The sequence below is a fragment of the Pedobacter sp. SL55 genome, from assembly GCF_026625705.1.
GTDB lineage: Bacteria > Bacteroidota > Bacteroidia > Sphingobacteriales > Sphingobacteriaceae > Pedobacter.
Window position 1 is genome coordinate 1102098 of the sequence record NZ_CP113059.1, and the last position, 12694, is coordinate 1114791.

A 12694-nucleotide genomic window follows, 5' to 3' on the forward strand; every position below is an offset into this window, starting at 1 on the left:
ATGAAAAAGTCTATTAAAATTATTGGAATATTTGCTTTAGCAGTAGTTACCTTATTTGCTTGTAAAAAAGACAGAGAAGAAACCCAAAAAGACGAAAGATTTTCTGTAGCGATGAAAGTTGCTACGGCCAGAGGTGGTACAGAGGCGGCTATTTTAATTGGAAGCAAAGATGAACTAAAAACAGCATTAACTAAAAATGAGGGAAGAGTTTATCTAAAAAAAGTATCCGAAAAAAATAATGTATTTACACCTGTAGTTGGAGGTCCGGTAGATCCGGTTAACCCAATAGATTTATGTTGGAAAGAAATAGATGCTTATTACGAGGCAAATGTAGGCACTTGGAGAGAACAAGCAAACGCAACCTGTAAAGATGTGATAGTTTGTTTAACGTGCCCTAATGCGGGCGCAGGACTGTATGTGCTTTATGTAATTAAACCAAACTCGCCTAAATGCTTAGTAATGGATAGCTTTGAAGCTCAATTTAGTTTAATTGCTTTTAACTATAATGATAACGAATTAGATAGCGAAGCTGTGGCTAACTTGATTAAAAAGTAAATGCAATTCAAAAAAAATCAGCTTTTGGAACTATCTAATTTCAAAGGCTGATTTTTTGTTATTTATCTGAATGCCCTAAACTTTTCCCTGGACAAGAAATATCCCTAACTAACTGTTTCAGTTCCTTAGTTTCAGGAAAGCGACTTTCCGTTTTTCTATCAAAAATTAACTTGCTATCAATGCTAATCAAAAAAGTGCCACTCGTTTCGCTAGGCTTTAATGTTACGCCACCAAGTTCTTCTGCAAATGTAGTAAGCAGCTCTTGTGCAAAATAGGCCGAACGTAACATCCAACCACATTTTGGACAATACTCTATAGTAACAACGGGTTTACTCATTGTAAAATTCTTTGTTCTCCTTTTGCCTTCTTGGTTGATAAGATTACTTCTTCAAATCGTCCCAAAACTCTACAGCTCTGCGGTAATGTGGAATAACAATAGAGCCACCCACCAAATTGGCAATCATGAAAACCTCGTTCATTTCATCATCACTAACACCTTCATTGTAGCATTTTTCTAAGTGATATTTGATACAATCATCACATCGTAAAACCATCGAAGCCACCAAGCCCAACATCTCTTTGGTTTTTACATTTAATGCGCCTTCTGCATAAGAAGTGGTATCTAACGCAAAAAAGCGCTTAATGTTGGTGTTGGCGGTTTCCATTACACGCTCGTTCATTTTAGAGCGATAGTCGTTAAATTCTTCTACTAGTTTTCCCATTTTAATTTTGTTTTTTAGTTTTTGGATAGTTGGTTTTTTAGAACTAATGCAGCCTAAACAACGACAAACCAACTATTAAAGCTCCTGCAACGGATCCCAAAAAACCTGTTTGAAATTCTTTATTTTATCGTTAACAACAATAATTCCCTCTTTCTCTAGCATTTCTTGCATCTCGCTTGGTGGCGAGAAATGAAATCTGCCAGTGAGCAAACCGCTACTATTCACTATTCTATGCGCTGGTACTTTTGGACTAGCCTGCCCAGCGTAGGCCATGGCATGCCCTACCATTCTAGACGAATTGGCTACACCCAAAGCCTTTGCTATAGCTCCGTAAGAAGTTACTCTTCCTTTGGGAACTAACCTTGCCACTTCGTAAACCTGTTCGTAAAAAGTTAGCGCTTGGGGCGTAGGGCTTTTGGGTCTTTGGTCTTTCACCTTAATGTCTAACTAAACGAAAACTGAATATAATTAATGTTTTTATCCTTTTTAAGGTAAATGCGCTCGTAATGTGTTTTTATAGAAAGTACCTCGTCTACTAAATCCGATTGATATAAATGATCTGTATCTTTATGCGTAAGCAAACCTAACTCTGCTACTTTTTCTTTCGTATAGCCATACAAACCATCATTATCTGTTTTTAGATTGATTTTGCCTCCATCAGCCAATAAGATTTTATATTTAGATAAGAAATTAGGCGATGTTAAACGTTTTTTCTCTCTACTAATTTGTGGTTGCGGATCGGCAAAAGTAATCCATATCTCGTCTATTTCTTGTTCCCCAAAATACTCCAGCAAATCTTCAATTTGGATACGCAAAAAAGCTAGATTTGGTATATCCTCATCAACTCCAGTTCTAGCACCACGCCAAATTCGGTTTCCTTTTAGGTCTATACCTATGAAATTTTTTGCCGGAAAAAGCTTGGCCAATCCAACCGAGTATTCCCCTTTTCCACAAGCCAATTCTAGCACAACTGGATTATCGTTTTTAAAGTGTGTTTTTGCCCAATTTCCTTTGAGCGCCTTGCCTTCTTCTAACTGATATACGTTCGGAAAGGTGTCTATTTCCGCAAATTTTCTGAGTTTGTCTTTTCCCACAACTAATAATTAAAGTGTAAAAGTAAGATTTAATTAGCTATTCCGTTATTGATGCAGCGTAACTATTGCGTACAAAAGCAATCTAACACTTAAAAACTAAATGAGTATATCACTAAAATTAACATTCGTAAGTTGTTACTTGCTTTATTTTCTTTCGACAAAACATCAATAACAATGAAAATTTAACTTTTCGTTAAGACAGAAATGCTTTCATTCTATTTAACTTGCGAAAAAATTAAAGAAACACGTGGGGGTAAGCCCTCTTTTTCTTGTCATAAATCAAAACACCATTAATTAACATTGTAAATTCCGATACGTAAATGATATCTAATTTCTTTAAGCTTGTCTTAATCCTAATCAGCTTCTCTTTCTTAAGTATTTCTGGCGCATTTGCACAACAAACCTTTAAAATTTCGGGCCATGTAAAATCTGGAGATAGCCGGATAGAAGCAGCCACCATTAACATTGTGGAAGCAAAGCGAAACATAATGGCCGATAGCTTAGGTAATTACGAAGTAGAACTAAGGGCTGGAAACTATACTTTTGTCATTAGTGCCATAGGAATGGCTACTTTGCGGAAAACAGTAAAAGTTTCGAAGAATACAAAGCTCAATTTCGAATTAGAAGATAGCGCCAATAACCTCGATGAAATTGTAATTTCTACCGCCAAAGATGACCGCAGCTTATCTAGTCCGCAAATGGGAGCCGAACGTTTAACGATGAAAACCATCAAGAACATTCCGCTTATTTTTGGCGAACGTGATATTTTGAAAGCCATTCAGCTTTTGCCTGGCATCAAGTCGGCAGGCGAAGGTGGCGCCGGTATTTACGTACGCGGAGGCTCTGCAGATCAAAATTTAGTCCTGATGGATGATGTGCCTGTTTACAATGCAGCGCATTTGCTAGGCTTCTTCTCCACTTTTAATCCAGACGCTGTTGAAGATATTACAGTTTACAAAACCGGAATGCCCTCGCAATTTGGCGGCCGTTTATCTTCTGTGTTAGACATTAAAATGCGACAAGGAGAAACAGAAAAGTTCTCCGCATCGGGTGGCATCGGCTTAATTTCTTCTAAATTAACACTTGAAGGCCCCATCCAAAAAAACAAATCTTCTTTTATCATTTCTGGGAGAAGAACCTATGTAGATGCTTTGCTACGTCTTTCTCCTGATAGTTCTATCAATCAAAACACCTTATATTTTTATGATGTAAACGGCAAAGCCGATTTTCAGTTGGGAGAAAATGACAAATTAACTTTTTCTGGTTATTTGGGCAGCGATAAATTAGGTTTGGCAAAAACATTTGGTTTAAGCTGGGGAAATGGAATTGCGAGTGCGCAATGGAGACATATTTTTTCTCAGAAACTAACTTCTAGTACCATTGCTTCGTACACAAGCTATCAAAATAAAATAGAAGTAAATACTGGTATAGATAATGTACGTATATTTTCACAATTGAAAGATTGGGGCTTAAAGCAAAGCTTCTTTTGGCAAGCTTCGGACAAGAACTTAGTTAAATTTGGCATCAATTCTATTTATCATACTGTTACACCTGGAGAAATCACTTCAGAAGGCGCCTCTAGCTACAACCCTGTTAACTATCAAGAAAGGTTTTCTTTAGAAAATGCGCTTTTCGCCTCAAGCGATTGGCAAGCTTCCGAAAAACTAAATATTGGCTTTGGTTTGCGCTTAACTGGTTTTAGCGTTTTAGGCGGTGGCGATTTTTTAACCGTAAGTCCAGAGGGAGATATTCTTAATTCCACCTATTACAAAAAAGGCGATTTTGTAAAAACTTACCTCAACTTAGAACCACGTTTATCATTAAGTTATTTGTTAAACCAGCAAAGTTCAGTTAAGGCTTCTTACGTAAGAAATACGCAAAACATGCACCTTATTTCTAACTCTACCTCTAGTAGACCCAGCGATAAATGGTTGCCAAGTTCTTTAATGGTTAAACCAGAAATTTCTGATCAGCTTGCCGTAGGTTACTACAGAAATTTGTTAGATAATGCTTTTGAGTTAAATGTAGAGAGCTATTACAAAACCATGGACAATCAAATTGATTATAGAGATGGTGCAGAAACTTTTAATTCGGACAATATCGAAACCCAAATTTTATATGGTATAGGAAGGGCTTATGGTCTAGAGTTGCTATTTAAGAAAAAGAAAGGAGATTTTACTGGATGGCTAAGTTATACGCTTTCTAAAACCGAGCGAAAAATAGGAGAAATTAATGGAGGAAATTGGTATAATGCCCGCCAAGACCGTACACATGAAATAGCTTTGGTGGGTTCGTACCAACTGAATAAAAAGTGGAACCTGAATGCCTCTTGGATTTATTATACTGGAGATGCCATTACTTTTCCAACAGGAAAATACAATATGGATGGCCAAACATTTTTTTATTACACAGAAAGAAATATGTACCGCATGCCAGCTTACCATCGTTTAGATTTAGGAGCAAACTTACAGCTGAAGCAGAAGAAAAACTACAGCTCGGAACTCTCTTTTAGCTTATATAATGCCTATGGTAGAAAAAATGCTTACACTATAGAGTTTAGAGAAGCAGAAAACGATCCCACAAAAACCGAAGTGGTACGTACTTCATTGTTTCAATTTCTACCCTCAATTTCTTACAATTTCAAATTCAAATAGCCGATACAGATGAATAATTTCAAACAAATCTTTGCTTTTCTTTCAATGGTATTTCTTCTATCCTCATGTGAGGAAGTGATAGAACTAAATTTAGATACGGCTGCAGAAAAATATGTAATAGAGGCCACATTAACAGATCAGGCCAACGGAGCTCGTGTATTAATTAGCAAAACCAAAAGCTACAACAGCAGTAATGATTTTGCCGGCGTTAGCGAAGCAGTAGTAGAAATAGAAGATCAACTAGGTAATGTAACTCGATTAACCGAAAGCGCAAAACCTGGAGTTTACCTACACGCAACTTTAAAAGGCACTCCTACACAAACTTATAAGCTTCGCATAACCATTGCAGAACAAGCATTTACAGCTACCTGTACCATGCCCGCTGTAGTTGCGCTGCAAGATGTTTACCCCTATGAGTTAAATTTATTTGATGGCCCTCGTCTGTTTACCCATGTGAAATATACAGATCCAATAGGCGTTAAAAACTTTTATCGTTTTATAGAATATAAGAACGATGTATATACTAAATCTATTATGGCAACTAATGATGAGTTTACCGATGGAAGAACGGTTAACCAAACCATATTTCCTTATGAGTTTGATGAGGAAAGCAAGCTCAAAAAGGGAGATAAAATTAAGTTAGAATTTTTAACTATTGACGAACCTGTTTACAAATACTGGTTTAGCGTAGATAATGGGGCACAAGGAGGTGGAGATAGCGCTGCACCAGCCAACCCTGTAAGTAACATTAAAGGAGGTGCCATTGGCTACTTCAGCGCACATACCATACAAAGCAAAGAGTACACGGTTCAGTAGTTTTTGCAATAAGGCTTCTTAACTTTAGATTTCATTTTAAGGCAGACATTGTTTAAATTTATAGCTAAATATTATTGCTATCAATTTTAACTATATATGACCTTAGTTCAGCTTGAATATATTGTTGCCGTAGATACTTACCGAAGTTTTGTAAGTGCTGCCGAAAAGTGTTTTGTTACCCAACCAACTTTAAGTATGCAGATACAAAAGCTGGAAGAGTTTTTAGGTGTAAAGCTTTTTGATAGAAGCAAACAGCCTGTAACACCAACCGAGATTGGCACACAGATTATTGAGCAGGCTAGAATTGTATTGCAAGAAAACAGCAAGATCAAGGAAATTATCAGTAACCAAGAACAGGGAATAACCGGAGAATTAAAGATTGGCATTATTCCAACTATTGCTCCATATTTGCTGCCCGAAGTAATTGCCTCGATGCTTGCCAAATACCCCGACTTAAAACTATTGATTTGGGAATACACCACAGAAGATATTATCCATCATTTAAAAACAGGAGTAATAGATTGCGGAATTTTAGCCACCCCCTTGGTAGACACCAACATTAGCGAACAGCCTTTGTATTACGAAACCTTTGTGGGCTACGTAAGCAAGAACAGCAAGCTCTATAAAAAGAAGACGATAGATGCAGAAGATTTTGAAGAAGAGAACATTTGGCTCTTAAACGAAGGCCACTGCATGCGTTCACAAGTGCTAAATATTTGCCGATCTACCAAGAACAATAAACTGCAGGCTTTAACCTATAATACCGGCAGCGTAGAAACTTTAATTAGAATGGTTGATGTAAACGATGGCACCACACTTTTACCAGAACTTTCGCTTCACGATTTGAACAGCAAACAATTGAATAAAGTGCGCTATTTTAAATCTCCAGAACCTGTAAGAGAAATTAGTTTGGTAACACACAAAAGCTTTGTGAAAAAGAAAATGCTAAATGCCTTGAGAGAAGAAATCTTAATGCTTATTCCAAAAGGGATGAAAAACAGAAAGAAAAAAGATGTAGTTGGGATTTAGCTAGACGTACTAGCGAGCGATGGCATTTTTACTATTAGCAGATTACTAGACCGCTTATTTGCGATCAAAATAAAGTCTCCTAGCTTTCTGAGATGCAGCTTTGTTAAAAAAATTAACCTTTACAGAACAAACAATAGCAACCAAGAAAGAAATTAAAGTAATCACATCCACAGTTGTATCTGCAATATCTCTTCCAACCAACTTATCTAAATAGTATTTAACGAAAGAATTAGGCAAATCAGTTTCGCCTAGTTTAGTTTTAACCTGCCATTGCCAATCAGTAATTGGGCAATAGCCAATGCCATACCTAATGCCCAAAATTAGCCAGCAAAACAAAGTGGCACCAACTATGTAAAGATGAATTTTTCGAGTTCTCGGACAAATCCAAGCAAATAGATTGGCACCAATAATGAGCAAATGAAGAATAGTAAAAAAATAATCTAAAAGCTGTAAACTCAAAGCTGACCCGCTTTTACAGATTTTAAGCCTTCAATACCCACTATTTTTTCTTCCTCTTCGCCTTTTTTCTTCTTCTTTTTCTTTTTAGGATCTACACCAGCCAAGCGCTCTTCGGTAATTTTATCATATTCTATTATTTGCTCTGGTTTTAACAAAGCTTTGATATTTTTATTGGTTTCGTTGTTTAACCGATAAAGCTTAGTTACCTCTTCGTCGTCATAGCCAGTTGCCTGTTGCTTTTTCATCAGCGCTACTTGCTCTTTAGCCATATTATAAGCGTAGTTATAAATTACACTTTTTTGCGTAGCGCTAAGCTTTAAACGGGTTTCTAACTCGTCTACATTCTTTTTAGCCAATTCTTCTGGCGTAGGCATTTTGGGTTGTGCCAATGCAGAAATTGCCATTACTGTAAAAAGGAAAAGTGCAGATAAAAACTTTCTCATCATTTTATTTTTTTGCAAAAGCAATACAGTACTCAATAATAAATGGCTGTATTAATCTTTTGATTGCGGTTTAAAACTGCAATTTAAGAAATATTTAGGAGATATGAGTAGAGGCATGGTTTCAATCCTAAGTTTGTTGTCGTAAAGTGCTCTTGTTTTTACATTAATTTTGCTAAATTTGTTAGCAAATGAAAAAAGCAGGAGTTGCCGATTTACCTTTACATTACGGAGCCGTGCCGCCTTGGTTGGCAGAGCGAATGGCCAAATTAGGCTTGGCAATTACCGAACAAATTTTGGCCAACAAAGGTAAAGACGATTTCTTGAGCAGGATGAGCAGCCCGTTTTGGTTTCAAAGTTTGGGCGCAGTAATGGGCATGGACTGGCATTCTTCTGGCATTACCACGTCGGTAATGGGCGCTTTAAAAAAAGCCATCAACCCTAATGCGGCCACTTTTGGTTTGTATGTTTGCGGTGGTAAAGGAAAATTCTCAAGAGAAACGCCTAATGAACTTAGAAAATTTGCATCATCTAACGGATTAGATAGTGATCAATTAGTTCGCAGCAGCAAGCTTTCTGCTAAAGTAGATAATACTGCCATTCAAGATGGTTTCCAGCTTTACCAGCATAACTTTATTGTGAGTACCGAAGGCCATTGGACCGTAGTGCAACAAGGCATGAGCGATGCTAGCGCTACCGCCCGAAGGTACCATTGGCATTCGGTAAACGTACAATCTTTTACTGATGCTCCCCACACTTTCATTTACGGACAAAACCAAGGAAAAATCTTAAACCTAACCGACAAGAAGGCTCAGCCTGTAAAAGCATCTATGTTAGAGATGATGGCAGAACCTCCTCAAAAAATGTTGGCAGAAATAAGCAAGCTGGTAATGCCCAAACATCACGATGTGCAAGCTAAAGACGTAGATTTAAAACGCCTAGGTTCTATCTTATGGCTGGCACAAAACAATAACATTTCTAATTTTGATGAGCTGCTACTTTTAGATGGGCTAGGACCGCGAACTTTGCAATCTTTAGCCTTAGTAAGCGAAGTGATTTACGGCAGTCCGTCACGTTTTAAAGATCCTGCTAGATTTTCATTTGCCAATGGCGGCAAAGACGGGCATCCATTTCCTGTTCCTGTTGATGTTTACGACGAAACAATTAAAACCTTAAACGATGCCATCAAAAAATCGAAAATTGGAAATGCAGATAAGGCACAAGCTATTCAGTCGCTTTCTCAAATTGCTGCCAGAGTAGAAAAAGACTTTATACCTAACGGGAATTTTGACGAATTGATAGCAAAGGAGAAGGCCGATTCTTGGAAATATGGAGGCAGAACTGTTTTTGGAAAAGCAAAGAAACCGAGCAATCAGTTGAGTTTGTTTGAATAAATTTAGCTCGTCATCCAAAATTTATTTTGGGATCGTAATGCGGTTGTGAGAGTAAATTATTTCGCTTTAAGATTCCCGGCTACGCGGGAATGACGAATACGGCTTAAGATATCTTATCGAAGCTAATGCCAACATTCTTCTTCGAAAGGAAACTCTTTAACAAACTATTTTCAGGATTTTCAACATTAGGATCTTTATCAAAAATCTCAATTACTGTATTTCTGGCTTCTTGCAAAATCACTTGGTCTTTGGCCAAATCTGCTACTTTTAACTCTATCGTTCCGCTTTGCATGGTTCCGGTAATATCTCCCGGCCCACGCAGCTCTAAATCTATTTCAGAAATTTCGAACCCATTGTTGGTACGCACCATGGTTTCCAATCGCTTTTTAGAAGTGGGATTTAGTTTGTCTTTAGACATTAAAATACAGAAAGATTGCTCTGCGCCACGCCCAACCCTTCCACGCAACTGATGGAGTTGAGAAAGTCCAAATCGCTCTGCGTTTTCTATGACCATTACCGAAGCATTAGGCACATTTACGCCAACTTCAATAACGGTGGTGGCCACCATAATTTGCGTTTTACCATCAATGAAACGTTGCATCTCGTAAGCTTTATCGGCATTGCTCAACTTGCCATGTACAATGCTAATTTGATATTGGGGCCGAGGAAATTGATAGCTCAACTGTTCTATTCCTGCCTCCAAATGCAGCAAATCTAACTTCTCGCTTTCTTTAATCAATGGATAAACGATATATACTTGTCGGCCTTTGGCGATCTCTTCTTTCATCATGCCAAACATGCGCATACGCCTACCTTCTACAAAATGAAGCGTCTCGATAGGCTTTCTTCCTGCCGGTAGTTCATCAATAACAGAAACATCCAAATCGCCGTACAAAGTCATGGCCAAAGTTCTAGGAATTGGCGTAGCCGTCATTACCAAAACATGTGGCGGCACCACGTTCTTTCTCCAAAGTTTTGCTCGCTGCTCAACACCAAACCGATGCTGCTCATCAATTACTACCAAGCCCAAGTTTTTGAACTGTACCTTATCCTCAATCAACGCATGGGTTCCTACTAAGATATCAATCTCGCCATTTTCCAATTGCTGATGCAAGATGGTACGCTGTTTTTTGGTGGTGCTTCCTGTTAAAATGGCAACATTAACCAACTCGCCTTTTAACATCCCCACTAAAGATTCGTAATGCTGGCGAGCTAGAATTTCCGTGGGTGCCATCATACAAGCCTGACAGCCGTTATCATTGGCTAACAGCATGCTCATTAGCGCTACCACTGTTTTTCCGCTTCCTACGTCGCCTTGCACCAAACGGTTCATCTGTGCGCCACGCTGCGTATCAATTCTAATTTCCTTAATTACCCGTTTTTGTGCATTGGTTAAATCAAAAGGGACAATTTCGTTATAAAACCGATTTACACGCTCGCCTACATTACTAAATACTACGCCCTTAAACTTTAAACCTCGCAGATGTTTGTTGTGTAACAACTGTAGTTGAATAAAGAAAAGCTCTTCAAATTTCAACCTACGCTCTGCCTGTTGCAGCGCATTGGTGTTTGTTGGAAAATGGATGTTAATCAGCGCTTCTTTTTTGCCAATGAGTTTATATTTTTCTAAAATATAGTTTGGCAGGGTTTCCCTCACTTCGTTTACATGAAGTTCTAGGATTTGATAAATTAGCTTTTGGATACCCTTGCTATCTAAAAAACTCTTTTTGAGTTTCTCGGTAGAGTGATAAATGGGCTGTAGGGTCAAGTTTCCAGTTACTTTTCCCGTATGCTGACGAGGATAAGTTTCTAAGTCTGGATGCGAAATGCTAAAGCCTCCATTAAAGAAATTTGGCTTACCAAAGGCGATGTAGGTATTTCCGCGATAAATATTGTCTTCTACCCACTTTAAACTCTGAAACCAAACCAATTCCATTGTTCCGGTTTCGTCTGCAAACTTGGCTACAATTCTTTTTTTATGCTTTTCGCCAATGGTTTCTTTAGTCATGAGTTTACCTATAACCTGCACCAATGGCATATCAGGATTTAACTCGTTTACTTTGTAAAAGCGGGTTCTATCTATGTACCTAAAAGGATAATGATGCAACAGCTGTTCGTAGGTAAAAACCCCGAGCTCTTTTTGTAGCAACTCGGCACGTTTAGGCCCAACGCCCTTCAAATAAACAAGAGGTGTTTCTAAATTTGATGCAAACAAAACCTTACTATTTTCTTTTAAATTTAAGCATATCTGTAATCATGTTCCAGTTAAATAGAAAAACAGCAAACAGCAATAACAAATAGGCTAGTAATTGATGTGGATCTATTTTTTCATCAAAATAAAAAATAGCAACTGTAAAAGCAATAATTGGGTTAATGTAAATGATGATACCCAATGTAGAAGAAGGAATACCTACTAGTGCAAACAAACTCAAGAACAATGGTATTACGGTAAATAAAACGGCTATTAATGTTACGTTAAACCAAAACTTTGGAGCTATGGGCAAGCCTGTATGCTGATAGATAAAAAATGGCAGCATAAGCGCCACCGCCAAAGTAATTTGCACCGCCAAAACATTCAGCTTGTCTAAATTTTGCATCTTACGCTGAATAATAAGATAAAAAGCATAGAGGGCTGCAATAATTACCGACCAAGCAACTTCTACAACAGATCCTGTGGCTAACATTAAGATGCTAACGGTAGCAAGCACCAAAGCAACAATTTGAACCCGATAGAGGTGCTCTTTCAAAATCAAAAATCCGCCAAAAGCCGTAATAAGCGGACACACCATGTAAGCAAAAGCCCCCGATTTAATACTTACATTATTAATTGCGTAAATAAAGGTATACCAATTTAGCACCAGCAGCACAGTTGCTCCAATTACTTGGCTTAATACTATTTTTTTCTCCCGAGGAGTAATTTTTTTAAAATAGCTAATGTCTTTCTGTAGTTCACTTCTTCGAAACAGAAATATAGCCAGCCAAATCACTACAAGTGAAGTAAAAATTCGATAATATAAAATTTGCTCTGAGGGATACGCTTTGAGGTTTCTTAACGGAATTGCAAAGAAACCCCAAATTACCGCAGACAATACTCCAGAGAGTAAATATTTTGATTTACTTGGCACCAAGGTTATGCTTTGTATGCTGTTACAGAAATTTCTACGTTTACGCCTTTTGGCAAGCCTTTAACAGCAACTGTTTCTCTTGCTGGGAAATCGCTCTTAAAATAAGCCCCATAAATTTCGTTTACTTCAGCAAACAAAGACATATCAGACAAGAATATAGTAGTTTTAATGATGTGTTCAAATTCATAACCAGACTCTACCAATAAGGCTTTCACGTTGCGCATTACTTGATGGGTTTCTTCTTCTAGCGTACCATTGTTAAGTTCGTTGTTTTCTGGATTAATAGCAATTTGACCAGAGGCAAATAGAAAACCGTTGGCTACGATAGCTTGACTGTAAGGCCCAATTGGAGCTGGAGCATTGGTGGTATAGATAATTTTTTTCATTTGTTTAATTGAAGTTTTTT

The 12694-nt window shown here is 37.7% G+C and carries 14 protein-coding genes; 5 read left to right on the top strand and 9 right to left on the bottom strand.

Annotation, left to right across the window (positions count from 1 at the left end):
- Positions 1-555, top strand: a complete 555-nt coding sequence (locus OVA16_RS05015; protein ID WP_267763920.1) for a hypothetical protein — start codon at positions 1-3, stop codon at positions 553-555.
- Between the two features lie 58 nt (positions 556-613).
- On the opposite strand, the gene OVA16_RS05020 is transcribed toward OVA16_RS05015, so the two are convergent.
- The 4 genes from OVA16_RS05020 to trmB all read right to left on the bottom strand — a co-directional run bounded on the left by OVA16_RS05020 (position 614) and on the right by trmB (position 2371).
- Positions 614-892 (bottom strand): SelT/SelW/SelH family protein, encoded by a 279-nt coding sequence (locus OVA16_RS05020; RefSeq protein ID WP_267763922.1) that lies wholly within the window; start codon positions 890-892, stop codon positions 614-616.
- A 43-nt stretch (positions 893-935) separates the two neighbouring features.
- Positions 936-1277, bottom strand: coding sequence for a carboxymuconolactone decarboxylase family protein (locus OVA16_RS05025; protein ID WP_267763924.1), 342 nt, complete (start codon positions 1275-1277; stop codon positions 936-938).
- Between the two features lie 75 nt (positions 1278-1352).
- Positions 1353-1712: an MGMT family protein gene (locus tag OVA16_RS05030; RefSeq protein ID WP_267763926.1), complete on the bottom strand. Its 360-nt coding sequence runs from the start codon at positions 1710-1712 to the stop codon at positions 1353-1355.
- 8 nt (positions 1713-1720) lie between these two features.
- Positions 1721-2371: a tRNA (guanosine(46)-N7)-methyltransferase TrmB gene (gene trmB / locus OVA16_RS05035; RefSeq protein ID WP_267763928.1), complete on the bottom strand. Its 651-nt coding sequence runs from the start codon at positions 2369-2371 to the stop codon at positions 1721-1723.
- A gap of 320 nt (positions 2372-2691) precedes the next feature.
- Here trmB and OVA16_RS05040 point away from each other — a divergent pair, with 320 nt between their 5' ends.
- The 3 genes from OVA16_RS05040 to OVA16_RS05050 all read left to right on the top strand — a co-directional run bounded on the left by OVA16_RS05040 (position 2692) and on the right by OVA16_RS05050 (position 6870).
- Positions 2692-5025 (top strand): TonB-dependent receptor, encoded by a 2334-nt coding sequence (locus OVA16_RS05040; protein WP_267763929.1) that lies wholly within the window; start codon positions 2692-2694, stop codon positions 5023-5025.
- Between the two features lie 9 nt (positions 5026-5034).
- Positions 5035-5841, top strand: a complete 807-nt coding sequence (locus tag OVA16_RS05045; RefSeq protein ID WP_267763930.1) for a DUF4249 domain-containing protein — start codon at positions 5035-5037, stop codon at positions 5839-5841.
- Between the two features lie 96 nt (positions 5842-5937).
- Positions 5938-6870 carry a hydrogen peroxide-inducible genes activator gene (locus OVA16_RS05050; protein WP_267763931.1) on the top strand — a complete coding sequence of 311 codons (933 nt, stop codon included), beginning with the start codon at positions 5938-5940 and terminating at the stop codon, positions 6868-6870.
- 54 nt (positions 6871-6924) lie between these two features.
- Here OVA16_RS05050 and OVA16_RS05055 read toward each other — a convergent pair whose 3' ends face one another.
- Entirely contained in the window at positions 6925-7329 is a 405-nt protein-coding gene (locus OVA16_RS05055; protein ID WP_267763932.1) for a DUF2784 domain-containing protein, read from the bottom strand.
- Positions 7326-7775: a hypothetical protein gene (locus OVA16_RS05060; RefSeq protein WP_267763934.1), complete on the bottom strand. Its 450-nt coding sequence runs from the start codon at positions 7773-7775 to the stop codon at positions 7326-7328. Before OVA16_RS05060 ends, OVA16_RS05055 begins: the two co-directional genes overlap by 4 nt.
- 185 nt (positions 7776-7960) lie before the next feature.
- On the opposite strand from OVA16_RS05060, the gene OVA16_RS05065 reads away from it, so the two are divergent.
- Positions 7961-9163, top strand: coding sequence for a DUF763 domain-containing protein (locus OVA16_RS05065; RefSeq protein WP_267763935.1), 1203 nt, complete (start codon positions 7961-7963; stop codon positions 9161-9163).
- Between the two features lie 103 nt (positions 9164-9266).
- Here OVA16_RS05065 and recG read toward each other — a convergent pair whose 3' ends face one another.
- From recG to OVA16_RS05080, 3 genes are read right to left on the bottom strand one after another with little or no spacing between them, the layout of a single operon-like run.
- Complete coding sequence (gene recG, locus OVA16_RS05070) at positions 9267-11378, bottom strand: ATP-dependent DNA helicase RecG (RefSeq protein ID WP_267763936.1); 2112 nt, start codon at positions 11376-11378, stop codon at positions 9267-9269.
- A 7-nt stretch (positions 11379-11385) separates the two neighbouring features.
- Entirely contained in the window at positions 11386-12288 is a 903-nt protein-coding gene (locus tag OVA16_RS05075) for an EamA family transporter (RefSeq protein ID WP_267763937.1), read from the bottom strand.
- Between the two features lie 5 nt (positions 12289-12293).
- The gene (locus OVA16_RS05080; protein ID WP_267763938.1) at positions 12294-12674 is read right to left on the bottom strand and encodes a RidA family protein; all 381 of its coding nucleotides are present in this window, start codon (positions 12672-12674) and stop codon (positions 12294-12296) included.
- Positions 12675-12694: the final 20 nt, after the last annotated feature.

What these genes read in the sequence shown, in the direction of transcription:
- OVA16_RS05015 (WP_267763920.1), top strand. Translation starts at nt 1, where the DNA reads ATGAAAAAGTCTATTAAAATTATTGGAATATTTGCTTTAGCAGTAGTT.
- OVA16_RS05020 (WP_267763922.1), bottom strand. Translation starts at nt 892, where the DNA reads ATGAGTAAACCCGTTGTTACTATAGAGTATTGTCCAAAATGTGGTTGG.
- OVA16_RS05025 (WP_267763924.1), bottom strand. Translation starts at nt 1,277, where the DNA reads ATGGGAAAACTAGTAGAAGAATTTAACGACTATCGCTCTAAAATGAAC.
- OVA16_RS05040 (WP_267763929.1), top strand. Translation starts at nt 2,692, where the DNA reads ATGATATCTAATTTCTTTAAGCTTGTCTTAATCCTAATCAGCTTCTCT.
- OVA16_RS05045 (WP_267763930.1), top strand. Translation starts at nt 5,035, where the DNA reads ATGAATAATTTCAAACAAATCTTTGCTTTTCTTTCAATGGTATTTCTT.
- OVA16_RS05050 (WP_267763931.1), top strand. Translation starts at nt 5,938, where the DNA reads ATGACCTTAGTTCAGCTTGAATATATTGTTGCCGTAGATACTTACCGA.
- OVA16_RS05060 (WP_267763934.1), bottom strand. Translation starts at nt 7,775, where the DNA reads ATGATGAGAAAGTTTTTATCTGCACTTTTCCTTTTTACAGTAATGGCA.
- OVA16_RS05065 (WP_267763935.1), top strand. Translation starts at nt 7,961, where the DNA reads ATGAAAAAAGCAGGAGTTGCCGATTTACCTTTACATTACGGAGCCGTG.
- OVA16_RS05080 (WP_267763938.1), bottom strand. Translation starts at nt 12,674, where the DNA reads ATGAAAAAAATTATCTATACCACCAATGCTCCAGCTCCAATTGGGCCT.